The organism is Georgenia sp. Z1491 (assembly GCF_057652395.1).
Map to the genome: position 1 here is coordinate 1,791,649 of NZ_CM172729.1, position 26,664 is coordinate 1,818,312.

Annotated in this window: 27 protein-coding genes and 1 pseudogene; 17 read left to right on the plus strand and 11 right to left on the minus strand. The window is 72.7% G+C overall.

All coding sequences use genetic code 11. From position 1 onward, the window contains the following. Nucleotides 1-110: 110 nt before the first annotated feature. The 5 genes from AC24HA_RS08350 to AC24HA_RS08370 are packed head-to-tail and all read left to right on the plus strand — an operon-like array spanning nt 111 to nt 3,871. The gene (locus AC24HA_RS08350) at nt 111-950 is read left to right on the plus strand and encodes an ABC transporter ATP-binding protein (protein WP_425709055.1); all 840 of its coding nucleotides are present in this window, start codon (nt 111-113) and stop codon (nt 948-950) included. After that, on the plus strand, nt 947-1,705 hold the full coding sequence (locus AC24HA_RS08355; RefSeq protein ID WP_425709054.1) for an ABC transporter permease: 759 nt from the start codon (nt 947-949) through the stop codon (nt 1,703-1,705). The genes AC24HA_RS08350 and AC24HA_RS08355 overlap by 4 nt, the downstream gene beginning before the upstream one ends. Then, nucleotides 1,702-2,409: an ABC transporter permease gene (locus AC24HA_RS08360; RefSeq protein WP_425709053.1), complete on the plus strand. Its 708-nt coding sequence runs from the start codon at nt 1,702-1,704 to the stop codon at nt 2,407-2,409. The genes AC24HA_RS08355 and AC24HA_RS08360 overlap by 4 nt, the downstream gene beginning before the upstream one ends. Beyond that, on the plus strand, nt 2,409-3,365 hold the full coding sequence (locus tag AC24HA_RS08365) for an ABC transporter substrate-binding protein (RefSeq protein ID WP_425709052.1): 957 nt from the start codon (nt 2,409-2,411) through the stop codon (nt 3,363-3,365). The genes AC24HA_RS08360 and AC24HA_RS08365 overlap by 1 nt, the downstream gene beginning before the upstream one ends. Then, nucleotides 3,365-3,871 carry a mycothiol transferase gene (locus AC24HA_RS08370; RefSeq protein ID WP_425709051.1) on the plus strand — a complete coding sequence of 169 codons (507 nt, stop codon included), beginning with the start codon at nt 3,365-3,367 and terminating at the stop codon, nt 3,869-3,871. The genes AC24HA_RS08365 and AC24HA_RS08370 overlap by 1 nt, the downstream gene beginning before the upstream one ends. Before the next feature lie 64 nt (nt 3,872-3,935). Here the strand turns inward: AC24HA_RS08370 and AC24HA_RS08375 are convergent, their stop codons facing one another. Continuing rightward, a complete protein-coding gene (locus AC24HA_RS08375; protein ID WP_425709050.1) occupies nt 3,936-4,781 on the minus strand; it encodes an SGNH/GDSL hydrolase family protein in 846 nt (281 codons plus the stop codon). 286 nt (nt 4,782-5,067) lie between these two features. Between AC24HA_RS08375 and leuA the strand changes: the two genes are divergently transcribed. Continuing rightward, nucleotides 5,068-6,864 carry a 2-isopropylmalate synthase gene (gene leuA, locus AC24HA_RS08380; RefSeq protein ID WP_425709049.1) on the plus strand — a complete coding sequence of 599 codons (1,797 nt, stop codon included), beginning with the start codon at nt 5,068-5,070 and terminating at the stop codon, nt 6,862-6,864. Between the two features lie 62 nt (nt 6,865-6,926). Further along, complete coding sequence (locus AC24HA_RS08385; RefSeq protein ID WP_425709048.1) at nt 6,927-7,241, plus strand: putative quinol monooxygenase; 315 nt, start codon at nt 6,927-6,929, stop codon at nt 7,239-7,241. Nucleotides 7,242-7,289: 48 nt separating this feature from the next. Here AC24HA_RS08385 and AC24HA_RS08390 read toward each other — a convergent pair whose 3' ends face one another. Further along, complete coding sequence (locus AC24HA_RS08390) at nt 7,290-7,928, minus strand: HD domain-containing protein (protein ID WP_425709047.1); 639 nt, start codon at nt 7,926-7,928, stop codon at nt 7,290-7,292. A 65-nt stretch (nt 7,929-7,993) separates the two neighbouring features. Between AC24HA_RS08390 and AC24HA_RS08395 the strand changes: the two genes are divergently transcribed. After that, a complete protein-coding gene (locus AC24HA_RS08395) occupies nt 7,994-8,593 on the plus strand; it encodes an SDR family NAD(P)-dependent oxidoreductase (protein WP_425709046.1) in 600 nt (199 codons plus the stop codon). 57 nt (nt 8,594-8,650) lie between these two features. Here the strand turns inward: AC24HA_RS08395 and AC24HA_RS08400 are convergent, their stop codons facing one another. Next, the gene (locus AC24HA_RS08400) at nt 8,651-8,860 is read right to left on the minus strand and encodes a type II toxin-antitoxin system VapB family antitoxin (RefSeq protein ID WP_425709045.1); all 210 of its coding nucleotides are present in this window, start codon (nt 8,858-8,860) and stop codon (nt 8,651-8,653) included. Nucleotides 8,861-8,951: 91 nt separating this feature from the next. Here AC24HA_RS08400 and recO point away from each other — a divergent pair, with 91 nt between their 5' ends. The 6 genes and pseudogenes from recO to AC24HA_RS08430 all read left to right on the plus strand — a co-directional run bounded on the left by recO (nt 8,952) and on the right by AC24HA_RS08430 (nt 14,866). Next, the gene (gene recO, locus AC24HA_RS08405; RefSeq protein WP_425709044.1) at nt 8,952-9,683 is read left to right on the plus strand and encodes a DNA repair protein RecO; all 732 of its coding nucleotides are present in this window, start codon (nt 8,952-8,954) and stop codon (nt 9,681-9,683) included. Further along, entirely contained in the window at nt 9,680-10,468 is a 789-nt protein-coding gene (locus AC24HA_RS08410) for an isoprenyl transferase (RefSeq protein WP_425709043.1), read from the plus strand. The genes recO and AC24HA_RS08410 overlap by 4 nt, the downstream gene beginning before the upstream one ends. 220 nt (nt 10,469-10,688) lie before the next feature. Continuing rightward, a complete protein-coding gene (locus AC24HA_RS08415; RefSeq protein WP_425709042.1) occupies nt 10,689-11,873 on the plus strand; it encodes an iron-siderophore ABC transporter substrate-binding protein in 1,185 nt (394 codons plus the stop codon). A gap of 110 nt (nt 11,874-11,983) precedes the next feature. Beyond that, nucleotides 11,984-12,948: pseudogene (locus tag AC24HA_RS08420) on the plus strand (FecCD family ABC transporter permease). Then, entirely contained in the window at nt 12,945-14,054 is a 1,110-nt protein-coding gene (locus tag AC24HA_RS08425) for a FecCD family ABC transporter permease (protein ID WP_425709041.1), read from the plus strand. The pseudogene AC24HA_RS08420 and the gene AC24HA_RS08425 overlap by 4 nt, the downstream one beginning before the upstream one ends. Further along, nucleotides 14,051-14,866, plus strand: a complete 816-nt coding sequence (locus AC24HA_RS08430) for an ABC transporter ATP-binding protein (RefSeq protein WP_425709040.1) — start codon at nt 14,051-14,053, stop codon at nt 14,864-14,866. Before AC24HA_RS08425 ends, AC24HA_RS08430 begins: the two co-directional genes overlap by 4 nt. Nucleotides 14,867-14,982: 116 nt before the next feature. On the opposite strand, the gene AC24HA_RS08435 is transcribed toward AC24HA_RS08430, so the two are convergent. The 7 genes from AC24HA_RS08435 to AC24HA_RS08465 form a co-directional block, all read right to left on the minus strand. Next, complete coding sequence (locus AC24HA_RS08435; RefSeq protein ID WP_425709039.1) at nt 14,983-15,570, minus strand: TIGR03086 family metal-binding protein; 588 nt, start codon at nt 15,568-15,570, stop codon at nt 14,983-14,985. After that, complete coding sequence (locus tag AC24HA_RS08440) at nt 15,567-16,061, minus strand: SRPBCC family protein (protein WP_425709038.1); 495 nt, start codon at nt 16,059-16,061, stop codon at nt 15,567-15,569. Before AC24HA_RS08440 ends, AC24HA_RS08435 begins: the two co-directional genes overlap by 4 nt. After that, on the minus strand, nt 16,058-16,363 hold the full coding sequence (locus AC24HA_RS08445) for an ArsR/SmtB family transcription factor (RefSeq protein ID WP_487563622.1): 306 nt from the start codon (nt 16,361-16,363) through the stop codon (nt 16,058-16,060). The genes AC24HA_RS08440 and AC24HA_RS08445 overlap by 4 nt, the downstream gene beginning before the upstream one ends. Before the next feature lie 158 nt (nt 16,364-16,521). Further along, nucleotides 16,522-17,202, minus strand: coding sequence for a DedA family protein (locus AC24HA_RS08450; RefSeq protein ID WP_425709036.1), 681 nt, complete (start codon nt 17,200-17,202; stop codon nt 16,522-16,524). Nucleotides 17,203-17,310: 108 nt separating this feature from the next. Then, on the minus strand, nt 17,311-18,249 hold the full coding sequence (locus AC24HA_RS08455) for a metal ABC transporter permease (protein ID WP_425709035.1): 939 nt from the start codon (nt 18,247-18,249) through the stop codon (nt 17,311-17,313). Further along, on the minus strand, nt 18,249-19,073 hold the full coding sequence (locus AC24HA_RS08460; protein ID WP_425709034.1) for a metal ABC transporter ATP-binding protein: 825 nt from the start codon (nt 19,071-19,073) through the stop codon (nt 18,249-18,251). Before AC24HA_RS08460 ends, AC24HA_RS08455 begins: the two co-directional genes overlap by 1 nt. Continuing rightward, nucleotides 19,066-20,115, minus strand: a complete 1,050-nt coding sequence (locus AC24HA_RS08465) for a metal ABC transporter substrate-binding protein (protein WP_425709033.1) — start codon at nt 20,113-20,115, stop codon at nt 19,066-19,068. The genes AC24HA_RS08460 and AC24HA_RS08465 overlap by 8 nt, the downstream gene beginning before the upstream one ends. 235 nt (nt 20,116-20,350) lie before the next feature. On the opposite strand from AC24HA_RS08465, the gene AC24HA_RS08470 reads away from it, so the two are divergent. The 3 genes from AC24HA_RS08470 (at nt 20,351) to AC24HA_RS08480 (ending at nt 25,996) form a co-directional block, all read left to right on the plus strand. After that, the gene (locus AC24HA_RS08470) at nt 20,351-22,183 is read left to right on the plus strand and encodes a serine/threonine-protein kinase (RefSeq protein WP_425709032.1); all 1,833 of its coding nucleotides are present in this window, start codon (nt 20,351-20,353) and stop codon (nt 22,181-22,183) included. An 89-nt stretch (nt 22,184-22,272) separates the two neighbouring features. Next, nucleotides 22,273-24,402, plus strand: a complete 2,130-nt coding sequence (locus AC24HA_RS08475; RefSeq protein WP_425709031.1) for a serine/threonine-protein kinase — start codon at nt 22,273-22,275, stop codon at nt 24,400-24,402. 205 nt (nt 24,403-24,607) lie between these two features. Then, entirely contained in the window at nt 24,608-25,996 is a 1,389-nt protein-coding gene (locus AC24HA_RS08480) for a glycine--tRNA ligase (RefSeq protein ID WP_425709030.1), read from the plus strand. A gap of 81 nt (nt 25,997-26,077) precedes the next feature. Here the strand turns inward: AC24HA_RS08480 and AC24HA_RS08485 are convergent, their stop codons facing one another. Further along, nucleotides 26,078-26,647 carry a GNAT family N-acetyltransferase gene (locus AC24HA_RS08485; protein ID WP_425709029.1) on the minus strand — a complete coding sequence of 190 codons (570 nt, stop codon included), beginning with the start codon at nt 26,645-26,647 and terminating at the stop codon, nt 26,078-26,080. Between the last annotated feature and the right edge of the window lie 17 nt (nt 26,648-26,664).

The following is a 26,664-nucleotide window of genomic DNA, read 5'->3' on the forward strand; positions in this document are numbered from 1 at the left end:
GGGTGCTGCTCTGACCGGTGCGGATCGGACACGGGGCCCTCGCTTCGTCGGGACGGGGAGGTGGTCACGAGCCTACGCTCGGGAGATGACACACGCACGAGGCCGCCGCGATGATTGAGTTCCGGTCGGTCGACAAGGCCTTCCCGGGCGGTACCCGGGCCGTCGACGACCTCGACCTCGTGATCCGCCCCCGCGAGATCACCGTCCTGGTCGGCTCGTCGGGGTGCGGCAAGACGACGATCCTGCGGATGATCAACCGGATGGTCGAGCCGACGTCGGGCACCGTCTCGATCGACGGCACCGACGTCGCGACCCGGTCGCCCGTGCCCCTGCGCCGCAGCATCGGCTACGTCATGCAGAGCGCCGGCCTGCTCCCGCACCGACGCGTGCTCGACAACGTCACCACGGTCCTGCGGCTCACCGGCACCCCGAGGGCGGCCGCGTCCGCGAGAGGGCTCGAGCTCATGGACACCGTCGGGCTCGACCGGACCCTCGCGGGCCGCTACCCGGCGCAGCTCTCCGGCGGCCAGCAGCAGCGCGTCGGCGTGGCCCGGGCGCTCGCGACGGACCCGAACATCCTGCTCATGGACGAGCCGTTCGCGGCGGTCGACCCGATCGTCCGCACCGAGCTGCAGGACGAGCTCCTGCGGCTGCAGAGCACGCTCGCCAAGACGATCGTCCTCGTCACCCACGACATCGACGAGGCCTTCCGCCTCGGCGACCACGTGGTGATCCTCGCCGACGGCGGGCGCATCGTGCAGCAGGGCAGCCCGGCCGACCTGCTGGCCGAGCCCGCCGACGACTTCGTCGCCTCGTTCATCGGGGCGGACCGGGGCAGGCGCGCGCTGCGGATCGAACACCGCGGCGGGCGGCGCCTCGTCGTCGACGCCGAGGGCCGCCCCGCCGGGGTGCTGGACGACGGCGCGGTGCAGGACGGCGGCGCCGGATGACCTGGGTCGCCGCGAACATCGACCTCATCGTCGACCTGTCCCTGCGGCACGCGCTCCTGTGCGTGATCCCCGTGGTGGCGGGACTCCTCCTCTCGCTCCCGCCGGGCGTCCTCGCGTGGCGCTACCCGGCCGCACGCGGTGCGGTGCTCGCCGCTGTCGGGCTGCTCTACACGATCCCGTCGCTGGCCCTGTTCGTCCTGCTGCCGCCGGTCCTCGGCATCGGGTTCCTCAGCGAGCTCAACGTCGTCATCGCCATGACGATCTACGCCGTCGCCCTCATGACCCGCTCCGTGACGGACGCGCTCGACGCCGTCGATCCCGCCGTGCGCTCCGCAGCGACCGCCCAGGGGTTCTCGACCGCGGGGCGCTTCTGGTCGGTCGAGCTGCCGCTGGCCGGTCCCGTGCTGCTGGCCGGGCTGCGCGTGGTGTCCGTGAGCACCGTGAGCATGGTGACCGTCGGCGTCCTGGTGGGCATCCGCAGCCTCGGCGACCTGTTCATGGACGGACTGCAGCGCGGGATCGTCGCCTCGATCGTCGCGGGCATCGTGGCGACCGTCGTCGTCGCCCTGCTCTTCGACCTCGTGCTCGTCGTGCTCGGTCGCCTGCTCATGCCGTGGCACCGGTCGGGAGGTGCCCGGGGCGGCTCGGTGCGACGCGCGCTCCGGCTGCCGAAGGGGGCGGGCCGCGAGGACGAGCGGGGCGCCGGCGGGGGCGTCGGCCCGGACGCCCACCGGCCGGCCGAGGTGGGCGCATGAACCTGTTCGCCGACGCCTTCGCCTGGCTGGCCGCGCCCGAGCAGTGGTCCGGCTCCGGGGCGCTGCCCGAGCGGTTCGGCGAGCACCTGGTCCTCACGCTGCTCGCGCTCGCGATCGCGACGGTCGTCGCCGTCCCGCTCGGCTACCTGGTCGGGCACACCGGCCGGGGCAGGCAGCTCGTCGTCGCCCTGTCCGGGGCCGGCCGCGCGCTTCCCTCGCTCGGCCTGCTCACCGTCCTCACGCTGCTCGTCGGCGTCGGCGACGCCGCCCTCGCCGCGACGGCGGTCCTCGTCGTCCTCGGCGTCCCCTCCGTGCTCGCGGGCGCCTACGCGGGGGTGGAGAACGTCGACCACGCCGTCGTCGACTCCGCCCGCGCCCAGGGCATGACCCGCTGGCAGGTCCTCACCCGGGTCGAGGCGCCGCTCGGCCTCCCGCTGCTGGTCGGCGGGATGCGCAGCGCCGCCCTGCAGATCGTGGCCACCGCGGTCCTGGCGGCCTACGTCGGGCTCGGCGGGCTGGGCATCTACATCCAGCGGGGCATCTCGCTGCAGCGCTACGACGAGATGCTGGGCGCGGCGATCGCGATCGTCGCCCTCGCCCTCGCCGTCGACGGTGTGTTCGCGCTCCTCGCCCGGCTCGCGCTGCGGGTGAGCGGAGGCCGAGGCACACTGGGGGCCACATCCCCGACGGAAGGACGTACCTGATGCGTTCCTCGACCCGCCGCGCCGCGGCACTGTCCCTCGTCGCCGCGGTCGCGCTCACCGCGTGCGGGTCGGACGACCCGTTCGACGAGGGGGAGGACGAGACCTCCGGCTCGGCCGGTGACGGGGCGGAGTCGGGCTCCGACGACTCCGGCGGGAGCGTCGTCGTCGGCTCGCAGGCCTACTACTCCAACGAGATCGTCGCCGAGATCTACGCCCAGGTCCTCGAGGAGGCGGGCTACGAGGTCGAGCGGCAGTTCCAGATCGGGCAGCGCGACGTCTACCTCCAGGCCATGGAGAACGACGAGATCGACGTCCTGCCCGAGTACACGGGCAACCTGCTGCAGTTCTACGCGCCGGACACCGAGGCGCGGTCCAGCGGGGACGTCGCCGCCGAGCTCGCCGACGCGCTCCCGGACGGCATGGCCGTGCTCGAGTACGCCGACGCCGAGGATGCGGACTCCTACAACGTCACCACCGAGTTCTCCGAGGAGCACGGCATCACGAGCCTCGCCGACCTCGCGGACCACGACGGCGAGATCACGATCGGCGGCAACGCCGAGCTCGAGAGCCGCCCCTACGGGCCCGACGGGCTCGCCGAGCTCTACGGCGTCGACGTCGAGTTCGTCGCGATCGGCGACAGCGGCGGCCCGCTCACCAAGGGGGCGATCCTCGACGGAACGATCACGATGGGCGACATCTACACCGCGGACCCCGACCTCGCGTCCGGCGACTTCGTCACGCTCGAGGACCCCGAGGACATGATCCTCGCGCAGAACGTCGTCCCGCTCGTGACCGACGACCTCGCCGGCGAGCTCGGCGAGGTGCTCGACCCGGTGAGCGAGGTGCTCACCACCGAGGAGCTCATCGAGCTCAACGCCCGCAGCGTCGACGAGCAGCTCGACTCCGCGACCATCGCGACCGAGTGGCTCGCCGACAACGACCTGGGAGGAAGCTGATGGCCGCCGTCCACGATCTCCTGCTCGACGCGTTCTCACGGGTGTCGGGCTCCGTCCACCGGGCGGGGGAGGGGCTGACCCGCGAGCAGCTCGAGGCCCGCCTCGACCCCGGCGCCAACTCGATCGGCTGGCTCCTGTGGCACCTCACGCGCGTGCAGGACGACCACGTCGCCGGCGCGTTCGGCGTCGACGAGCTGTGGACGAGCGGCGGTTGGGCGGACCGCTTCGGCCTGGACGTGTCCGGGATCGGCTACGGGCACTCCGCTGACGACGTCGCGAAGGTCGTCGGCTTCGACGCCGACCTCGTGCTCGCCTACCACGACGCCGTGCACGAGCAGACGCTCCGGTGCGTCCGCGGGCTCACCGAGGCGGACCTGGGCACGGTCGTCGACGAGAGCTGGGACCCGCCGACCACCATGGGCGTGCGGCTCGTCAGCGTCATCGACGACTGCCTCGAGCACGCCGGCCAGGCGGCGTTCGTCCGCGGGGTGCTCGAGCGGCGCTGAGTCGGGGCCGTGGGAGACGACCCGGCACCGGTGGTGGCGGTCGGTGGCGGTCGGCTGTGCGCGGTCAGGCCGACAGCGCCCGCGCACGCTCCTCGGCGTCGTGCCGGAGCCGGTCCGCGCCGACCAGCCCACGGTCGTGCAGCGCTTCCGCGACGCCTTCCCACAGGGCGTCCGCCCACACCTCGTAGCCGGCGGCGTTCGGGTGGAACAGGTCCTGCGCCATGTGCGTGAAGACGATCCTCGGCCACAGCGGGCGCGTGGCCGCGTGCAGCGGCGCGACGTGCAGGTCGTGGGCCTCGGCCGTCTCCCGGATCGCGGTGTTGGCACGACGCACCCACATCTCGTGCGGGCCGTACCCGTAGCTGGGCACGTCGGCGACGACGCTCCCGTGGGGGAGAGCGTCGGCGATCGCCCCGACCCGCTCGGTGAACCCGGGGAGCGCGACCTGGCGACGCGCGACGTCGTTGGCACCGATCTCGCAGATCACGAGGTCCGGCTCACGCTCGAGACCCTCGAGCAGGGGGAGCTGGTCGTCGATGAGGTCGCTCGTCGTCGCGCCGGAGACCGACAGGTTGGTCGTCACCACGGGCCGGCCGAGCAGCTCGGCGAGGCGTCGTTCGACCCGGGCGACCCAGCCGTGCTCCGGGTCCGGGACGCCGACGCCCTGGGCCGCGGAGTCGCCGACGACCACGAGGTGGAAGGCGTGCGGCACGGCGGAGGCGCGCACCTCGTGCGTGCGCCGCGCCCAGTACTCGCGGTGTACCGGGACCTGGCGGCTGACGATCCCGCGCTGCTGCAGGTAGGCGGCCGCGGCCCCGCAGGCGGCCACCGCACCGGCGGCGACGGCGCCGACCGTCACGGTGAGCGGGCCCCAGGGGCCACGCGCGGACGGGGAGAACTCCGAAGGCATGCCCGCCAGGCTATGGGCGGACGGGCCGACAGGCCAGGGGAGCGGGACCCGCCGAGCGACCCCTCGCGGCCGGGTGCGCGGCGCCGGTGCACATCCGTGTGGCGCCGGCACGCATCCGCGCGGCACCGGCACGCGCCGACCACCGGCCGTCCGAAGGAGTAGGGTGACGACCGTGCGCACCGGGCTCCTGCTCCTTATCTGCCGCGGCGAGGCCTCCTGAGGCCGGCTCCTCGTCGCGGGAGACGTCGTGCTGGCCGCACGTGACCCAGACGAGGAGACCCAGACGATGAAGACCCGCGGCACCACGAACCTCCAGCGCCCCTCCGGCATGCCGGTGACCAAGTACCGGTCGTTCGCCGAGACGAATCCGGTCCACCTCCCGGACCGCACCTGGCCCGACAAGCAGGTCACGGTCGCTCCCCGGTGGCTCTCGACCGACCTGCGCGACGGCAACCAGGCCCTCATCGAGCCGATGAGCCCCGAGAAGAAGCGCGAGATGTTCGACCTGCTCGTCCGCCTCGGCTACAAGGAGATCGAGATCGGCTTCCCCGCCGCCTCGCAGGCCGACTTCGACTTCGTCCGCTCACTCGTCGACGACGACGCCGTGCCGGAGGACGTCACCGTCTCCGTGCTCACCCAGGCGCGGCCCGAGCTCATCCACCGCACGGTCGAGTCGCTCGTCGGGTTCCCGCGGGCCACCGTGCACCTGTACAACGCGACCGCCCCGGTGTTCCGCGACGTCGTCTTCCGCTCCGGCCGCGAGGGGACGCGCGAGCTCGCCGTCGACGGGACCCGCGAGGTCCTCGCCCACGCGGAGAAGGTGCTCGGGGAGGAGACCGTGTTCGGCTACCAGTACAGCCCGGAGATCTTCGTCGACACCGAGCTCGACTTCGCGCTCGAGGTGAGCGAGGCCGTCATGGGTGTCTGGCAGCCCGAGGACGGCCGGGAGATCATCCTCAACCTGCCGGCGACCGTCGAGCGGGCCACGCCCAACGTCTACGCCGACCAGATCGAGTGGATGAGCCGGCACCTGTCCCGCCGTCAGCACGTGGCACTGTCCGTGCACCCGCACAACGACCGCGGCTCGGGCGTGGCCGCCGCCGAGCTCGCCATGCTCGCCGGCGCCGACCGGGTCGAGGGCTGTCTGTTCGGCCAGGGCGAGCGCACCGGCAACGTCGACCTCGTCACGCTCGCGATGAACCTGTACTCCCAGGGCGTGGACCCGATGATCGACCTGTCCGACATCGACGAGGTCCGACGCACGGTCGAGCGCTGCACCCAGATGGACGTGCACGCCCGCCACCCCTACGGCGGCGACCTCGTCTACACCTCGTTCTCCGGCTCGCACCAGGACGCCATCAAGAAGGGATTCCAGGTCCGGGAGAGCAAGGTCGCCGAGGCCGGCGGCGCGGACGCCGACGTCGTATGGGACCTGCCCTACCTGCCGATCGACCCCAAGGACGTCGGCCGCACCTACGAGGCCGTCGTACGAGTGAACAGCCAGTCCGGCAAGGGCGGCGTCGCCTACCTGCTGCACTCCACGCGGAGCCTCGACCTGCCTCGGCGCCTGCAGATCGAGCTCGCCGGCATCGTCCAGAAGCACACGGACGCCTACGGCGGCGAGATCGACGCCGAGCGGCTGTGGTCGATCTTCGTCGACGAGTACCTGCCCTACACCACCACCGACGGCCTGGCGCCGTGGGGCCGCTACACGCTCCGCAGCACCTCGCTGACCTCCCACGGGGAGGGCGGGGACGCCGACCTCACGGTCGTCCTCGACGACGGTGGGGAGGAGCGGCTGCTCTCCGGCCGCGGCAACGGCCCCATCGACGCGTTCGTCCACGCACTGGCGACCATCGACGTCGGGGTCGAGGTCCTCGACTACGCCGAGCACGCCCTGTCCGCGGGCGGCGATGCGATGGCGGCGGCCTACCTCGAGGTCGAGACGAGCGACCAGGTGGTGTGGGGCGTCGGCGTGGACCCGTCGACGATGACCGCCTCCTTCCAGGCGATCATCTCCGCGGTCAACCGCGCGGCACGCGGGGTGACGGGCGGAGTCCCGGTCGACGGCGAGCCGCGCTGACGGGGCGGGGACGGGGCGCACGCGAGTGTCCGGGCGGAGCCGGGCGGGGGGATCGCGACGGTGTGAGCGGAACGGAACGGGTGCGTGGAACGGCGCAGGTGCGCCTGAGCGGTCTGCTGGTGTGCGCGTCCGCCGGTGAGGCGGAGCTCGTGCAGCGGTACCTGCCCGGGCACACGGCGCTCACCCGGTCCGGGCCCGCCTGCCTCTCGTTCGAGGTACGCCCGACCAGCGATCCACTCGTCTGGCAGGTCGTCGAGCTGTTCGCCGACGAGGCCGGGTTCGCCGGCCATCAGGAGCGTGCGGCGGCGAGCGAGTGGGGCCGAGCCACGGCCCACATCGAACGCCGCTACACGGTCGAACTGGCGGAGCGTCGGTGAGCGCGCTCCTCGACCGGCGGCTGCTCGATCGTCAGGGCCGGATCGCGGTCACTCGGGCCAGGCGAAGCCGCGGATGGTCTCCACGAAGTCGATCCGCTCGAAACCGGGCAGGCAGTGGGCGAGCACGTCGGCCTTGACGTTCCCGAACGTGGTCTCCGGCCGGTCCTGGAGCCCCTCGGTGAACGCGGCCAGGATCTGGTTCTTGAAGTCCGGGCGCGGGTGGGCCGCCACGACGGCCGCGCGTTGCTCGTCGGTGATCGCGTCGTAGCCGACACCCAGGACGTCGAGCTCGACACCGCGGGTGACCAGCGCGATCTCGGGAGCCATGTGCAGGGGGATCTCCGGGGTGGTGTGCAGCGCGATGGCTGTCCATACCCGGTCCGCGGCCTCGCCGTCGACGCCGTACCCGCGAAGGAAGCGGCGGGCCTCGTCGGCGGCGTCGATCTCGAAGCGCTGATCCGTCCGGCGGTAGGTCTCGGTGAGGCCGAGGTCGTGAAACATGGCCCCGACGTACAGCAGCTCGGGGTCGTGGTTCAGTCCCTGGTCCTGGGCGCGCAGGGAGCCGAAGAGGAACACGCGTCGGCAGTGGTGGTAGACGACGGGAGTGGCGACGTCGCGGACGAGCTGGGTGGCGTCCTTCGTCATCGTGCTGTCGGGGATCTCGATACCGGCGATGGTCTCGGTCATGAGGTGCCGCCTCTCGTGGCCGTCGTTCGGTGGTCCTCCTCCATCCTGCGTCCGGGCGTCGGGAGGTGCGACCCGGGTGGGCGGTCGGTCGTGCGGAGCGTTCGCTGCTCGTCGAGTCCGAGATCCGCGCCGCGGGCCTCGACCTGACGGCGAACGACGCGGACATCTCGAGCCTCGACCCCGATGTCCTCTTGGAGACGTTCCGCGCGAACCTGGTCGGCATGTTCCTCGTGACCAAGCACGGGCTCCCGACGATGCTCGACCAGGGCGCGGGCAGCATCGTCAACATGGCGTCCGTGTCCGGTATGGCGGGCGAGTCGTCGCTGAGCGCGTACGGCATGTCGAAGGCGTCGGTCATCCACTTCACGAAGCAGGTGGCCGTGCAGTACGGGAAGCAGGGGATCCGCTGCAACGCGATCGCGCCTGCCTTCGTCAACACGCGTAACAACAAGCAGTACGCCTCGCAGGAGTTCGCCGACGTCTATCTCCGTCACATGGTCTCTACGAGCGGCGCGGAACCCCAGAACATCGCCGACGTCGTCGTGTTCCTCTCCTCCGACGAGGCCGCGCTCGTCAACGGCCACGTGATCCCGGTCGACGGCGGCATCACGGAGGTGTCGCCGATCGTGGCGGACGTGCGGGAGCTGGGTGGGCACACCGCCTGACTCGCGGTGCCGCGTGCAGGGGCGCCGATCGTGGCGACCCTGCACGCAGCACCAGAATCACTGACGAGCCACGCGGTCGGTCCGCATCGGCCGGAGGTCACGTTCCCGGCCGGTTCCTTCGAGCGACAGCATCTCCGTGCGGCTCATCACCGGTCCGACGAGCCGGCGAAGTGCCAGATCGACCGCCTCACTCTTGGTCCGCACGTCGTACCTGCGCATGACCTCAGCGATCAGGTCGTCGTCCAGGTCGAACGTTGTACGCGCCATACCCCCAGCCATGCACCTCGCGTGATCGATACGCGCGGTGCGTGCCGTGGTGGTCCTCCGGTATGTCGGGCCGAGGGGGGAGAATGGACCGGTGAGGCTCTACCGGGACGAGGCGGTGGTCCTGCGCTCCCACGACCTGTCGGAGGCGGACCGCATCGTCACCATGCTCTCGCGCGAGCACGGCCTGGTGCGCGCCGTCGCGAAGGGCGTGCGGCGCACGAGCTCGCGGTTCGGCGCGCGGCTCGAGCCGTTCACGGTCGTCGACGTCCAGCTGCACCGCGGCCGCAACCTCGACACGGTCACGCAGGTCGAGACGATCGCTCCCTACGGGCGCTCGCTCGCCGCCGACTACTCGTTGTTCACGTCCGCGACCGTGATGGTCGAGACCGCGACCCAGCTCACGCAGGCGGAGGAGGTCCCGGCGCCGCAGCAGTACATCCTGCTCGTCGGCGCCCTGCACGCGATGAGCATGCGCCGGCACGCGGCAACCCTCGTCCTCGACTCCTACCTGCTGCGCTCGTTGGCGGTCGCCGGGTGGGCCCCCAGCTGCTACGACTGCGCCCGCTGCGGGACCGAGGGGCCGCACCGCGCCTGGTCCACGCAGATGGGCGGTGCGATGTGCTCCTCGTGCCGGCCCCCTGGGTCGGCCTCGCCCGCGGAGGAGACGATGACCCTGCTCGGTGCCCTGCTCTCCGGCGACTGGCCCGTCGCCGACGCCTCCGTGTCACGCCACCGCACCGAGGCGTCCGGCCTGGTCGCCGCCCACCTGCAGTACCACCTCGAGCGCCGGCTGCGCTCCCTGCCGTTCGTGGAGCGCGCATGACCTCGCCCGTCCCGCCGCCGTCGCACCCGTCCGGTGCCCGTCCGCCCGCGATTCCGCGCGAGCTCGTGCCCGCGCACGTCGCGGTCATCATGGACGGCAACGGCCGGTGGGCGAACGCCCGCGGGCTGCCCAGGACCGAGGGGCACGCGGCGGGGGAGGCGTCGCTCCTCGACGTCGTGGCGGGTGCGATCGAGATCGGCGTGACCCACATCAGTGCCTACGCGTTCTCCACAGAGAACTGGAAGCGCTCGCCCGCCGAGGTCCGCTATCTCATGGGCTTCAACCGGGACGTCATCCGCAGGCGACGCGACGAGATGCACTCCTGGGGCGTGCGGGTGCGGTGGGCCGGACGCCGGCCGCGACTGTGGGGCTCGGTGATCCGCGAGCTCGAGACCGCCGAGGAGATGACCCGACGCAACACCACCGCGACGCTGACGATGTGCGTCAACTACGGTGGCCGCGCCGAGCTCGCGGACGCCGCCGCGGGCCTCGCCCGGGACGTCGCGGCGGGGCGGGTCAACCCCGATCGGGTGACCGAGCGGACCCTGGCCCGCTATCTCGACGAGCCCGACGTCCCGGACGTCGACCTCCTGTGGCGCACCGGCGGGGAGCAGCGGACGAGCAACTTCCTGCTGTGGCAGTCCGCCTACGCCGAGCTCGTCTTCACCGACGAGGCCTGGCCCGACGTCGACCGACGCTCGCTGTGGCGCGTCGTGGAGGAGTATGCGCGCCGCGACCGGCGGTGGGGCGGGGCGGTCGACGCGGCGGCCCGGCCCGGCGGCTGACAATCGTTCGGGGAGCATGGGCGCCCGGGCTGTGGGATTCCGAGCGCAGGACCGGGCCGAGTGAATCGCCGGCTCGGCCCCCCGCCTATGGGGTGGATCACGCAGGTAAGGCTTGCCTGATCTACTGTGCGTCGGTAACTTTTCGACACGCAAACCTAGCGTAATGCGCGGGCGTGGCGTCGTCAGGCACCGCGCCCGCCCCGAACGAGAGCTGGTCCACTTGCGTCACCACCGATTCCGCGTCCTTGCTGCTGCCACGGTCGCGGTACTGACCCTCGCCGCCTGCGGCGGCTCCGACGAGTCCTCCGACGACGCGACGGGCGAGCCGACGACAGAAGAGAGTGATGACCGGCCGGCGGTGGGCGACGAAGAGTCCGGCTCGGAGTCCGCCTCCGACGACGCCGAGTCCGGCTCCGAGAGCGCGTCCGGCGACGGCGGCGACGACGCCGCGGACGACTCCGGCGATGCGGGCGCCACTGGTATCTCCGGCGCCGAGCTGCCGATCGAGATCGAGCACGCCTTCGGCACCACCGTGATCGAGGAGGTCCCCGAGCGCGTGGCCACCGTCAACTGGGCGAACCACGAGGTGCCGCTCGCCCTCGGCGTCGTGCCCGTCGGGATGGCCTCCGCGGACTTCGGCGACGACGACGGCAACGGCATGCTGCCCTGGGTCGAGGAGGAGCTCGAGACCCTCGGCGCCGAGCCGCCCGTCCTGTTCGACGAGACCGACGGCATCGACTTCGAGGCCGTCGCCGACACCCAGCCGGACGTCATCCTCGCCGCCTACTCCGGGCTCACGCAGGAGGACTACGACACGCTCACCGAGATCGCGCCCGTCGTGGCCTACCCCGAGACCGCGTGGGGCACCTCCTGGCAGGACGTCATCACCTACAACGCCGCGGGCCTCGGCATGGTCGAGGAGGGCGAGGAGCTCATCACCGAGCTCCAGGGCGAGATCGACGAGACCGTCGCCGCGCACCCCGAGCTCGAGGGCGTCTCGACCATGTTCATGACGCACGTCGACGTCTCCGACCTCAGCACCGTGAACTTCTACACGGCCAACGACACCCGCGCCGCCTTCTTCGAGGACCTGGGCCTGAGCACGCCGGCCGCGGTCGAGGAGGCCTCCGCCTCCGGTGAGTTCTCCGGCTCGATCAGCGCCGAGCAGGTCGACATGTTCGAGGACGTCGAGCTCATCGTCACCTACGGCGACCAGGAGCTCGTCGACACGCTCGAGGCCGACCCCCTGCTGTCGCAGATGCCGGCCGTCGAGTCCGGTGCCATCGTCTTCCTCGACGGATCCGGCCCGATGGGCACCGCGGCGAACCCCACGCCGCTGTCCATCTCCTGGGTCCTCGAGGACTATGTCGCGCTTCTCGCAGAGGCCGCAGCCGGGTCCCAGTGACCCAGGCCCCCGCCCGCGAGGAGGCCGGGGGGACTCCATCCTCCTCACCCGGTGCCGGGCCGGACGTCGGCGTCCTCCGCCGTCCGGCCCGGACGCGCCTGCTCTGGCTCATGGTCGTGCTCGGCGCGGTCGTCGTCCTGACGATGGCGTCGGTCGCGATCGGCTCGCGCAGCGTGACGGTGCCCGAGATCGTCGCGGGGATCATGGGCTCGACCGACTCGATCGGCGAGGCCGCCGTCTACACGCGCGTGCCGCGCACCTTCCTCGCCCTGCTCGTCGGGGCCGCGCTCGGCGTCGCGGGCGCCGCCATGCAGGGCGTCACCCGCAACCCGCTCGCCGACCCCGGGATCCTCGGCGTGACGATGGGTGCCTCGCTCGCCGTCGTCGTCGGCATGGCCTGGTTCGGCCTGTGGACCCGGACGGGCATGATCTGGACCGCCATCCTGGGGGCCGGCCTCGCGGCCGTGTTCGTCTACGTCGTCGCCTCGGTCGGCCGGGGCGGCGCCACGCCGCTCACCCTGGCCCTGGCCGGCGCGGCCACCTCCGCGGCCCTCGCCTCCTTCATCACCGCCGTCGCCCTGCCGCGCGGCGACATCGCCGGCAGCATCCGCTCCTGGCAGGTCGGCGGCGTCGGCGGGGCCAGCCACGAGGCCACGGCGCAGGTGCTGCCGTTCCTCGTCGTCGGCCTGCTCGTGTGCCTCGCCTCGGCACGCAGCCTCAACTCGCTCGCCCTGGGCGACGACGTGGCGGCGGGCCTCGGCGTCCGGGTCGGCGTCACGCGACTGGTGGCCGCCGTGGGCGCGGTCGTGCTCACCGGGGCGGCGACGGCCGTCGCCGGACCGATCGGGTTCGTCGGCCTCGTGGTCCCGCACCTGTGCCGGCTGCTCGTGGGCGTCGACCACCGCTGGCTCATGCCGTTCTCCGCCCTGACGGGGGCCGGGCTGCTCGTGGCCGCGGACGTCCTCGGCCGCATCGTCGCCCGCCCCGGCGAGATCGACGTCGGCATCATCACCGCGATCGTCGGCGCCCCGTCTTCATCGCCATCGTCCGCCGCACGAGGATCCGCGAGCTATGAGCGCCCTCGCCGAGAACGCAGAGGTCCGGACCGCACGCCGGACCGGCTCTGCGGACCACCCGACCCGTCCGCCGTCCGACGACGCCGTGGCAGCGCTCGCCGCCGCACGCCGACGTCGCGCGCGCCGTGGGCTCGTCGTGGCGCTCGTCCTGCTCGCCGTCGTCGTCGGGCTGTGGTGCGCGTCCCTCGTGGTCGGCCGTACGTTCTACCCGCCCGCCGACGTGTGGCGCGTGCTGACGGGGGAGGAGGTCCAGGGCGCGAGCTTCACCGTCGGACGGCTCCGCCTGCCGCGGGCGACCCTCGCCGTCGTCGCCGGCCTGTGCCTGGGACTGGGCGGCGTCACCTTCCAGACCATGCTCCGCAACCCGCTCGCGAGCCCGGACATCATCGGCATCAGCGCCGGCGCGAGCGCGGCCGCAGCCTTCGCGATCATCGTGCTCGACCTCGACGGCGGGCAGGTGTCGGTCGTGGCCGTCGCTGCGGGTCTCGGCATCGCGGTGCTCATCTACCTGCTGTCCTACCGCGGCGGGGTGGCCGGCACCCGGCTCGTCCTCATCGGCATCGGCGTGGCGGCGATGCTCGACTCCGTGACGAGCTACCTGCTGGACAACGCGGCCCAGTGGGACCTCCAGGAGGCCATGCGCTGGCTCGTCGGCAGCCTCAACGGCACCACGTGGTCCGCCGTCGTCCCCGTGGCGATCGCCCTGGCCGTCCTCGGCCCGGTGCTGCTGTCCCGGGGCCGCAACCTCTCCGCCCTGCAGCTCGGTGACGACGCGGCCCGCGCCCTGGGCGTGCGGGTCGAGCGCACGCGCCTGACCCTGGTCGTCGCGGCCGTCGGCCTCATCGCGTTCGCGACCGCCGCGGCCGGCCCGATCGCGTTCGTCGCCTTCCTGTCCGGCCCGATCGCGGCGCGCGTGGTGGGGCCGGGGCGCTCCCTGCTCGTCCCTGCCGCACTCGTCGGCGCGGTCCTCGTGCTCGTCGCCGACCTCGCCGGGCAGTACGCGTTCGGCACGAGGTTCCCCGCCGGCGTCATCACCGGCGTCCTCGGGGCGCCGTATTTGGTATATCTCATCGCACGCACCGACCGGGCCGGAGGCTCCCTGTGACCGACCGACAGCTCACCGCCGACCACGTGTGGGTCGGGTACCGCGACCGCGGGGTCATCGAGGACCTCAGCCTCGCGGTCCCGCCGGGGCGGATCACCGCGATCGTCGGCGCCAACGCCTGCGGCAAGTCGACCCTCCTGCGCGCGATGTCCCGGCTGCTCGCCCCCAGCCGCGGCCAGGTGGTGCTCGACGGGAAGGACGTCCACCGCATCCCCGCCCGCCGCCTCGCCCAGGTCCTCGGCCTGCTCCCGCAGACCCCCGTGGCGCCCGAGGGCATCACGGTGGCCGATCTCGTCGGTCGTGGCCGGCACCCGCACCAGGGCATGCTCGCGCGCTGGAGCGAGGCCGACGACCGGGCCGTCGCCCGTGCGCTCACCGCCACGCAGACCGTCGAGCTCGCCGACCGCCCCGTCGACGAGCTCTCTGGCGGCCAGCGTCAGCGCGCGTGGATCGCCATGGTGCTCGCCCAGGAGACCGACGTGCTCCTCCTCGACGAGCCGACGACGTTCCTCGACGTCTCCCACCAGGTCGAGGTCCTCGACCTGCTCACGGACCTCAACCTCGAGCGCGGCACGACGATCGTCATGGTGCTGCACGACCTCAACCTCGCCGCCCGCTACGCGGACCACCTCGTGGCGGTGGCCGGCGGGCGCGTGCACGCCGCCGGAAGCCCGGAGCAGGTGCTCACGTCGGAGTGCGTCGAGTCGGTGTTCGGGATCGGCTCGACGATCGTTCCCGACCCGGTGACCGGGCGGCCCCTCATGGTGCCGATCGGCCGGCACCACAACGGTCCGGAGCAGCTGTCGGCCTGAGCGTCACGCACCGTGCGGCGTCGAGCACGACCGTGCGACGTCGAGCATGACCGTGCGACGTCGAGCTCGACCCGGCACGGTCCAGGTGGGCGAACGGGAGCGTCGGCGGCAATCCGTTACCGGTCGGCGGGCGGCTCCCACGCCGGGTCACGTCCGATGAACCCGACGAGCCGGTCCTGGGCGGAGGCGTCGCCCGGCACCGGCACCGGGGGGCCGTACTGGCCCGACGAGCGCAGGACGTCCTCCATCTGCGCCATGCCGGCGAGCAGCGACTCCGACAGCTCCGCGTCGAGCCCGGGCTCCTGGCCGGTGGCCCGAGCGAGGTCCCACGTGTGCATGAAGACGTCGCCGACGTAGAACCGGCTGATCGCCCCTGGGAGCGGGACCTCGCCGAAGTTGGGGTTGATCAGGACCTGGTCGGCCGAGGCCGGGTCGTCGAGGATCGCCTGGACGGCCCGGCGCTGGTGGTGCCACGCGCCGGCCGGGTCGATGTCCGCGTCCGGGCCCTCCGGCAGCGCCGGACCGCCGGACGCGGCGAGCATGGTCGGCAACCAGGTCGTCAGGTGCCCGACGACGTCGCGCGCGGCCCAGCCCTCCACCGGGGACGGCGCATCCCACGCGCCCGGCGCGACGCCGTCGACCACGGCGGAGAAGCCTGCCGCCACCTGTCGGTGAAGGTCCGCGGGAGCATCGTCGTCCCTCACGTGGCGCCCTCGGCGAGCAGCTCGTCGAGCTTCTCGAAGCCCTCGACGACCCCGACCTCCATGCCGGAGGCGAGCATGGCGTCCCGGATCTCCATCGAGTCGACGACCGAGAGCAGCGTGAGACGCGTGCGCCCGTCGCCGATGTCCTCGAACGTGCCGGTCTCGAGCGAGACCCCGTCCGGGAAGCCTTCGAAGGTGAACGTCTGGACGATGCGCTCGTCCTTGCGCACCTCGTGGAACGAGCCGTAGAAGCGGTACCTCTCGTCACCGTCCGCGTTCGAGTACCGGTAGGCGCCGCCGGTGGTGCAGTCCCAGTGCTCGATCTCGGTGGTGAGCGAGCGGGGGCCGATCCAGCGCGCGAACAGCTCGCGGTCGGTGTAGGCGCGGAAGACCTTCTCGACCGGGAAGTCGAGCTCGCGGACGATCCGGATCGTCGGCAGGTCGGGGTTCGCCTCGATGGTGGTCTCGGGGTGGTGGATCTGCGTGGTCATGATGCCTGCTCCTTCGTGGTTGCTGCGTGTCGGGTGGTGTCGTCGTCCATGGCAGCCAGCACCTCCTCGAGACGCTGGAATCGTTCCTCCGCCGCTCGGCGGTAGCGCTCGATCCACTTCGTCATGAGGGAGAGGACCTCCGCCTCGAGGTGGGCCGGTCGGCGCTGCGCCTCACGGGTGCGCGAGACCAGTCCGGACTCCTCGAGCACCTTGAGGTGCTTGGAGATCGCCTGGACCGAGACCGCGTGGGGCTCGGCGAGCTCGGTGAGCGTGGCGTCGCCGTCCGCGAGCCGGGCGACCATCTCGCGCCGGGTCGGGTCCGCCAGCGCCGCGAACACCTTGTCGAGCCTGTCGTCCTGCACGTGCACTCCTTTGTCAACCGTATGGTTGAAGAAGACGCTAGGGGTGTGCAGGGGCCGCTGTCAACCACAAGGTTGAGTAAGGCGCGCGGGCGGCTGCGTCAGGAGGCCGCGGCGTTCTCGTCGACGTCGACCACGGCTTCGGCACCGTCCAGGTCCGTGGTCTGGTTCCGAGTGGCCGGCGTGCTCGCCACGGCGCCGTCCAGGGCCGTGGTCTCGGTCCGAGCGGCCGGTGCGCTCACCACGGTGCCGGCCTCGGTCTCGAGCGTCGCCCCGGTCGTCGGAGTCGCTGTCCGCCGCCGCAGCCTGTGGGCGACGAACGTCGCGACCAGGAGGACGACAACGGCGACGATCACCGCGATCCCGAGCGGCGATCCGGCCGCGGCGGCGATGACGGCGCCCCAGACGGCGAATCCGATCGTCGAGTAGATCGCCGCCCACGCGAGCGAGCCGGGGATCTGTGCGAGCGAGAACTTCCACCAGGCGATGCGCAGGATTCCGGCGCCGGCCATGATCATCGACTGGAAACCGACGGTGAGATAGCCGAGGGGGACCATCACGAGGCCCCAGCGGCGCAGGGCATCGATCCCTCGCTGCGGCCCCTCGCCGGAGAGCCAGCCGTGCGCCCGCAGCTGCCAGCCCTTCGTCGGGCGGGTGTGGTTCACCGTCAGGTGGGTGGCCCACCGGCCGAGCCAGTAGATCGACTGTCCGCGCAGCGTCGCCCCCGCGTAGAGGAAGGCGAAGACGACCCAGAAGGGCCATCCGCTGAGGAAGTCGGGCACCCGGTCATTGTCACCCGTCGAGCCGCCCACCGGACGCCGACGTGAGGAGATCCACCGCCGCAACGCCGACCCGGTCAGCCGGCAGCCGGTGCCGCGTCGCCGACCCGGTCAGCCGGCAGCCGGTGCCGCGTCGCCGACCGTGACGTCGTCGTCGTGCTCGGGGTGCGGGTCCCGCGGAGCCTCGCGGCGGCGCCTGCGCGCCTCCACCACGGGGTGCGCGACCGCCGCCAGGGCGTAGGCCCCGATCGCGAGGACGACGATCGTGGCGCCCGGCGACCACGGCCGCACGTAGGTGACGACGAGCCCGGCGACGGTGACGACCAGGCCGATCCCCATCGCGAGGCGCATGGTGCCGGCGAACGACCGCGTGAGCTGCTGCGAGGCCGCCACCGGCACGATCATCAGCGCGGAGACGAGCAGGACGCCGACCACGCGCATCGACACGGATACCGTGAGGGCTGCCATCACCGACACGAGTGCGGACAGCAGCCACGTGGGCAGGCCCGACGACCTGGCGAGCTCCTCGTCGTGGCACAGGGCGAACAGGGCGGGTCGCAGCCCGACCCCGACCCCGATGACGACGACCGCGAGCACGAGCGCGAGCCACATGTCGAGCGAGGACACCGTCGCGATCGAGCCGAACAGGTAGCCGGTGAGGGTCGAGCTCGACCCGCCCGAGATCGTGATGATGAGGACGCCACCCGCGATGCCGCCGTAGAAGAGCATGGCCAGCGCGACGTCGCCGGACGTCCGGCCGCGGGCCCGGACCAGCTCGATGAGCAGCGCCCCGGCGACCGAGGCGACGATCGCCCCCGGTACCGCGAACCGGTCGATCGGGGAGACGCCGGTGAGCGACCCGACGAGCCAGCCGAGCGCGACGCCCGTGAGCGCTACGTGACCGATGCCGTCGCCGAGCAGCGCGAGCCGGCGCTGGACGAGGTAGGTGCCCATGACCGGGGCCGCGACCCCGACGAGCACCGCCACGACCAGCGACCGGCGCATGAGCGGGCTGCCGAGCATCTCGCTCAGCGTCTCGACGATCCCCATCAGATCGCCCCTCTCGGTGCGGGCAGTGGTGCACCCGGCTCGAGGACGGCCCTTGCAGGTGCGTCCTCCGTGGTGTCCTCGTGGTGGTGGTGACGGTGGTCGGGCTCGTCGTGCCCGGGGGCCGGCGGTGGTGGAGCGCCGTCGTGCACGACGGCCCCGTGGCGAAGGACGACGGCCCGGTCGAGGAGGGGGGCCAGCGGGCCGGGCTCGTGCAGCACGACGACGACGGCGCCACCCCGGGCGGTGAAGTCGGCGAGGAGGTCGGTGGTGGCCCGCTGGGACGCGGAGTCCATCGCGGACAGCGGCTCGTCGAGGACGAGCAGGTCCGGGTCGCGCACGAGCGCCCGTGCGACCAGGACCCGCTGCTGCTGGCCGCCGGAGAGCACGTGGACCGGGTCGTTCTCGCGGTCGTCGAGGCCGACGCGTGCGAGGGCCGCCCGCGCACGCGCGTCCGCACCGCTGCGCGGTCGCCAGCGCCAGCCCGCGAGGTCGCCGGCGGCGACGACCTCGCGCGCCGTGGCCGGCACGCCGGAGCCCGCGGAGGCGCGCTGCGGCACGTACCCGAGGCGCGGCCACGGGACGGAGCTCCGGCGTCCGGCCATGTCCCGGCCGTAGAGACGGACCGCGCCGGACGTCGGTCGGCGCACGCCGACGATCGATCGGACGAGCGTCGACTTGCCCGACCCGTTGGGCCCCATGAGGGCGACGCACTCACCGGCTGCCACGGTCAGGGACACGCCACGCAGGATGCGCTGGCCGTCGATCGTCACGCGGACGTCGTCGACCTCGAGGGGTCGGACGGAGGTGGGGGGCGCCTCAGCCACACTGCTGTCCGGTCGCGAGGGCGTCGATGTTCGCCTGCATGGCGTCACGGTAGTCACCGTCGGCGGGCGCGATCTCGAGCGGATCGAGGACCTGGACGTCCGCGCCCGTCTGCTCGGCGACGGCGCGCACGGCGTCGTCGGGCGCGTTGGCGTCGCGGTAGATCGCCGTGGCACCCGACTCCTCGACGAGCGCCGAGAGCTCGGCGATGCGGGCCGGGCTGACCTCGGTGCCGCCGTCGATCCCGGCGAGGCCGGTCTCGACGAACCCGTGCGGGGCGAGCAGGTACCCGTAGGCCTGGTGCCCGACGACGACGGTCTCCACCGAGCAGCTCCCGAGCCGGTCGGCGATCTGCTCGCGCAGGTCCTCGAGGTCGGCGACCACGGCGTCGAGGCCGTCCGCATAGGCGTCGGCGCCGTCGGGGTCGATCTCCGTCAGCCGGTCCGCGACGGTCTCGGCCAGTGCGATCATCCGTTCCGGGTCGAGCCACACGTGCGGGTCGAGCGCGCCGTGGTCGTGGCCCGCGTGGTCGTCGGCCGCGCCGTGGTCCGAGTGGTCGTGACCTTCGGCGTCGTGGGAGTGGTCGTCGGCCGCGTGGTCGTCGGCCGCGTCGGCGTGGGAGTGGTCGTGGCCCTCGTCCTCGTCGTCGTGGTCATGGGCGTCGTCGCCGCCCTGCTCCGCGAGCTCCTCGGGCGCGAGCGGCTCGGTGGGGCCTGCGGCGTCGAGCACGGCGCCTTCTCCGAGCTGGCCGACGGCGTCGTCCATGGCCGCCTGGTACTGCGGCAGGTGCACGACGAGGTCGGCCTGCTCGAGATCGACGACCTGCGCGGGTGCGAGCTCGAGGGAGTGCGCGTCCGCGCCCGGCGGGGTCACGTTCGTCACCGCGACGCGCTCGCCGCCGACCTGCTCCACGAGCCACTCGAAGGCGTACGCGGCGGTGCCGACCTCGACCGCCGCGTCGTCGTCGGGGTCCGCGCCGGAGCAGCCGGCGAGCACGAGCGCAGCCGCGGCGGACGCGAGAACCACGCGGGAGGGACGGAGCATGAGACTCATTCTCATGAGGCTCGAGAACGGGTGTCAATCTGACGGACCGTCGTGTGTCCGACCTCTCCGCCTCCGGCCGCCGCACCGATCGGGCCCCGTCGCCGCCACATGCCACCCGCCCACGGGCCCTGCCGCCCGACCTCCCCGCCTGCGACCTGCGGACCTGGTCGCTACCCTGTCCACGATTCAATCGCCCGCGCACGCGGGCGCCCTCGGAGCACGGAGAAGAGGCTGCATGTCCGGTCGGCCGCTCGGCAGCCGATACACGCTCGATCGGGAGATCGGCCGCGGGGCCGTCGGATCGGTCTGGCGAGGTCACCGCACCGACGACGGGACTGTGGTCGCGATCAAGCGGCTGCGGGCGGAGGTGGCCGAGGACCTGGAGATCGTCCGCCGCTTCATCCAGGAGCGGACCCTGCTGACGAACGTCGTGCACCCGAACGTGGTGCGGGTGCTCGACCTCGTGGCCGAGGGCAGCACGCTCGCCATCGTCATGGAGCTGGTCGACGGGGGAGACCTGCGTCAGGAGATCGACCGGCGCGGGACGCTGACGCCGGCTGACACCGCCGCGTACGGGGCGGGCGTGGCGCGCGGGCTGGCGGCGATCCACGACGGCGGGGTCGTCCACCGTGACGTCAAGCCGGCCAACATCCTCCTTGAGCGCACCGAGCACGAGGTGGTGCCGAAGGTGACGGACTTCGGCGTCGCCCGCGTGACCCACGGCGAGATCACCGAGGCCACGAGCGCGACGATGGTGGTCGGGACGCCCCTGTACATGGCGCCCGAGGTCATCCACGAGCGCACGCCCACCCCGGCGAGCGACGTCTACTCGTTCGGGATCCTGCTCTACCGGATGCTCACCGGTATCACCCCGTTCACGGGCGACGGCGGGACCTACGGGGTCATGCGGCGCCAGACCGAGATGATGCCGGGGCGTCCGGACGGACTGCCCGACGAGCTGTGGCACGTCATCGAACGGACCCTCGCCAAGGAGCCCGGGAGCCGGCCGGACGCCGCCCGGCTCGCCGACGAGCTCGACGGCCTGGTCGCCCCCCTCGCCGACCTTCCTGCCCGTACGCGGCTCGTGCACCCGCCGACGGGGACGCCGTCGTCCGGCTCACGTCCGTCCGGTGCGCCGTCGCCCGGCACGGACCTGGCCCGGACCTCGTCGGCGAGCGGCATGCGCGAGCCCGTCCCCGAGGACGCGGACGAGGCGACGGTCCTGCGGGAGCCGTCCGGGTCCGTCCCCGCGGCAGCCACGCGCCTTCCGGTGCGCGGCACGGTGGTGCAGGCGCCCGACGACGCGCCCGTGCGCAGCCGCCGACGCCTCGTGATGCCGGCGGTGCTCGCTCTGGTGGTCGTCGCGATCGTCGCGCTGGGCGCCGTCTGGCTCACCCGGTACCTCGACGAGCCCGAGCCGGGCCCGACGCCGAACCTGTGGGGCATGACGCTCGAGGAGGCGGAGGAGGAGCTGGGCGACGTCGACGTCGTCGTGGAGGACGGTCTCGCCGACTCTCACGAGGTCGGCACCGTGATGAGTCAGTCGCCCCGTCGCGACGAGCAGCACGACGGCGAGGTCGAGGTGACGATCGCCCGGGAGAGCGCCCGCCGGGGCGTCGAGGACCTCGACCCGCTCACGGGCGAGGAGTACTCCGGGTTCGAGGAGGAGGCCGTCGACATCGGCGACGACTCGTTCCTGCACGGCGTGACCTCCGAGCCCGGCGAGCCGTCGGGGAGCTGGGGCTGGGACCTCGACTCCGGCTTCCACGTCTTCAGTGCGACCCTCGGGCGGTGGCCCGCGAGCTTCTCCGACCCGGAGGAGCAGGAGAGGTTCGAGTCGCGGGTCGTCGCCGTCGAGGTCACGGGTGACGGCGAGATCCTGTGGAGCGGTTCCGTGACCGTCGACGAGCCGAGGAACGTGACCCTCGACGTCGAGGGGGTCGACGAGCTCGTCATCAGCTGGTCGCTGACGAGCGGGGGCGACTCGACGTCGGCGGCGTTCGCCGTGGGTGACGGCCGCGTGCTCACCCCGCCCGGCGAGCTGCCGGCGCGGTACGGCGACGGCTGAGCCGCGCCGTGGCGGCGCGCCGCGACCGCAGCGGCGCATCGGTACCCTTTCGCCTGAACCCGACCCACTCCAGCGAGACTCGAGGATCCATGACGTCACGGCCGCTCGGCAGCCGCTACACGCTCGACCGGCAGGTCGGCAAGGGCGCGATGGGCGCCGTGTGGGCGGGGCACCGCAACGAGGACGGCAAGCAGGTCGCCGTGAAGATCCTGCGCTCCGAGTACGCCGACGACGCCGAGATCGTCCACCGCTTCATCCAGGAGCGCTCCTTCCTCGTCCGGGTCCTGCACGAGAACGTCGTCCAGGTCCACGACCTGGTGGTCGAGGGCAGCACCCTCGCGATCGTCATGGAGTACGTCCCCGGCGGGGACCTGCGCGGACTGCTCGACGAGCGCGGCACGCTCCCACCCGGCGAGGCCTGCTGGTACGGCCGGCTCATCGCCCGCGGCCTCGAGGCGATCCACGGGCGCGGCGTGATTCACCGCGACGTCAAGCCCGGCAACGTGCTGCTCGCCGAGGGCGGCGCGGACGGGACGATGGTGCCCAAGGTGTCGGACTTCGGCGTCGCCCGCGTCACGCAGGCCCTCCACGCCACCACCTCCACCGCCATGCTCGGTACCCCGCTGTACATGGCACCCGAGATCATCGAGGAGGAGCCGCCCGGCCCGGCCACCGACGTCTACGCGCTCGGCGTCATGCTCTACGAGATGGTGGTCGGCGTGACGCCGTTCGCCGGGCCCGGCGGGACGTACGGGGTGCTGCGCCGGCACTCCGAGAACCTGCCGGGGCGGCCCGAGGGATTCCCCGACCAGCTGTGGACCGCCGTCGGGCGGATGGTCGCCAAGGACGCGGCCGACCGGCCGGGCGCCGCCGACGTGGCGGAGGAGCTCGGACACCTGGCCGAGGAGCTCCGCGGCCTGCCTGCGCTGGGAAAGCTCGACGCCCCACCGCCCGGACCGACCGCCCCGCGGCGGCCGCAGGAGGATGGCACGACGGACCTCGGCCGGCGCACCGCCGCCGCGGCGACCGGGGGCGACGAGACCAGGCAGGTCGATCCCGCCCTCGTGGAGCGGGTGGGCGAGGGGCAGACTCGCATCGCGCCCGCGGGGCAGGTCGCTCCAGGGCCCGGGATGCCTGCTCAGGCCGCGCCCGGACCCGGGGTGCCTGGCCACGGGACGCCCGGCCAGGGGGAGCCTGCGCAGGGTGGGCCGGCCCAGGGGATGCCCGGCCAGGCGGCGCCGTGGCAGGCCGGTCCGGGCGCGGCGGGCCAGCCGTGGGTGGGCCCGGGAGCCACGAGTGCCGGCTCGCCGGCATCGGCCCCGTACGGCGGGCCGGGACCCGGCACGACCGGCCAGGTGTACGGCACGAGCGGTCCGTCCGGACCCGGCGGACCCGGCGGACCCGGCGGTGCCGCGGGCTACGGCGCGACCGGATACGGCGGACCGGGTGCGGCGGGCGGTACGGGCACCGGTGGTTCCGGGGGCGCCACCCGGTCGCGCATGCCGGTGATCATCGGTGGCGCTCTGGTGGCGCTCCTCGTCGTCGTGCTGGTGGTCTGGCTGGTGTTCCTGCGCGGTGGCGAGACGCCCGACCTCACGGGTCAGACGGTCGAGCAGGCGCAGAGCGAGCTCGGCGGTGCAGACATCGTCCCGACCCAGGTGCTGGCCGACGGCCAGGCGGTCGGCACGATCGTCGGCCAGGAGCCGGCGGCGGGGGAGACCCACCACGGCACGGTGGAGGTCGAGGTGGCGCAGCCGAGCACGCGGCTCTACCTCGAGTCGCTCGAGGAGCCCGCCGACGGCGAGAGCTACGGCTACCCCAGGACGGATGCTGTCCAGATCGCCGGCGAGAACTTCCCGTACGGCATCCTCACGAGCGCCGGCCGTGATGCGGACACGCTGGCCTGGGACCTCGACGGCGGCTTCCGCACGTTCATCGGCACGATCGGCCGGTGGGACGACGAGAACGTCCTGCCCGACGAGGAGGCGGCCTTCGACGCCCGCGTCGTCCGTGTCCAGGTCATCGGCGACGGCGCCACGCTGTGGAGCGGCGAGGTCACGCTCAGCGAGGCGGTCGAGCTGGAGCTCGACGTGACCGGTGTCGACGTGCTCCAGGTCGCCTTCACCTCGACCGACGGTGGGCCCGCGACGCTGGCGATCGGCGACGGACGGGTGCTGGCCGTCCCGGACGAGGTGCCGTCGATGTACCAGGACATGTAGCGGCGGTCCGATCCGCGTCCGCGCGGTTCTACCCGCGCCGGAGCTGCACGCGGCGGGTGCGCTGCCGCGCGTGACGCACGGACGGGACGGCGATGCCCGGACGCGCGTCGCCCCACCCGGCCCCGGCGTCTACGGTGGTCCCCGTCCGCACCACCCGGGTGCGGCTCGACCGTCGCGCACGGCGCGGCAGAAGTACGGAGACCACATGGCCGCCACCGCACTCGACAACGTCATCGCCCTCGCCAAGCGACGGGGCTTCGTGTTCCAGTCCGGCGAGATCTACGGCGGTACCCGCTCCGCCTGGGACTACGGACCTCTCGGCGTCGAGCTGAAGGAGAACATCAAGCGCCAGTGGTGGCGCCGCATGGTGACGTCCCGCGACGACGTCGTCGGCATCGACTCGTCGATCATCCTGCCGAGCAAGGTGTGGGTCGCCTCCGGCCACGTCGGCGCCTTCACCGACCCGCTCACCGAGTGCCTCGAGTGCCACAAGCGCTACCGCGTGGACCAGATGCAGGAGGAGTACGCGCAGCGCAAGGGCATCGACAACCCCGACGACGTCGCGATCACCGACCTGCCCTGCCCCAACTGCGGCACCCGCGGGCGCTGGACCGAGCCGCGCGACTTCAACATGATGCTGCGCACGCACCTCGGCCCGGTGGAGGACGAGTCCGGCCTGCATTACCTGCGGCCCGAGACCGCCCAGGGCATCTTCGTCAACTTCTCCAACGTCATGACCTCCGCGCGCCGCAAGCCACCGTTCGGCATCGGCCAGATCGGCAAGTCCTTCCGCAACGAGATCACGCCCGGCAACTTCATCTTCCGCACCCGCGAGTTCGAGCAGATGGAGATGGAGTTCTTCGTCGAGCCCGGCACGGACGAGGACTGGCACGAGTACTGGATCGAGCAGCGCACCGCCTGGTACACCGACCTCGGCATCGCCCGGGAGAACCTGCGGCACTACGAGCACCCCGAGGAGAAGCTCTCGCACTACTCCAAGCGGACGGTCGACATCGAGTACCGGTTCGGCTTCGCCGGCGGGGAGTGGGGCGAGCTCGAGGGCATCGCCAACCGCACGGACTTCGACCTCTCGACGCACTCGGAGCACTCCGGCAAGGACCTGTCCTACTTCGACCAGACGAAGGACACCCGCTGGACGCCCTACGTCATCGAGCCGGCGGCGGGGCTCACGCGCTCGCTCATGGCCTTCCTCGTCGAGGCGCACACCGAGGACGAGGCCCCGAACGCCAAGGGCGGGGTCGACAAGCGCACCGTGCTGCGCCTCGACCACCGGCTCGCGCCCGTCAAGGCCGCCGTGCTGCCGTTGTCCCGCAACGCCGACCTGTCCCCGATGGCGCGGGACCTCGCGGCCGAGCTCCGCCAGAGCTGGAACGTCGACTTCGACGACGCCGGCGCCGTGGGGCGCCGCTACCGCCGTCAGGACGAGATCGGTACGCCCTACTGCCTCACCGTCGACTTCGACTCGCTCGAGGACCGGGCGGTCACCGTGCGCGACCGCGACACGATGACCCAGGAGCGGGTCGCACTCGACCAGGTCGCGGGCTACCTCGCGCAGCGCCTCGTCGGCGCCTGACGCACGTTCCGGCGAGTGAGCGGGGTTCTGCCCGACGAGTGAGCGGGGTTCTGCCCATGCCCGGCGAGTGAACCCCGGCGCTCATCCCGCGACGTCGTCGGACGGTGCCTGGTCCGACGACGCCGTCAGCCTCAGCTCGTGGTGGATCAGGGGGACCGACGCGCCGGACGGAGCCCGGTCGACGTCCGTGCGCACGGGAATGAACCCCGCGCGTGCGAGCGCACGGCCGGAAGCGGCGTTGTCCGGCGAGGTACGCGCCGTCAGCGTCGTCAGACCGCAGCGCACCGCCAGGGTGCGGGCCAGCGCGAGTGCGCCCGCCGCGTGCCCCGTTCCGCGGGCGTCCGCGCGGAGCCAGAAGCCCACCTCGCCGGTCGTCGACGTGACGCCGAACAGCACGAGGCTGCCGACCAGGAGGTCGTCCTGGTCGACGACGGCGAGGAGGGCGAGGTCCCCGCGGGCGAGTCCCGCGGGGACGACGTCACGCGCGATCCGGGCCACCGACGTCGTCGTGTAGGTGGGCTCGGGCAGGTGCGCCCACCTGATCACCGCCTCGTCGCGCGTGCCCTCCGCGTAACGCGCGGCGTCCCGTTCGGCGAGCGGTCGCAGGGTGCGGGAGCCGTCGCCCAGGGGGAGGGTCCGTGCGTCGATCATCCTGCTAAACTAACACG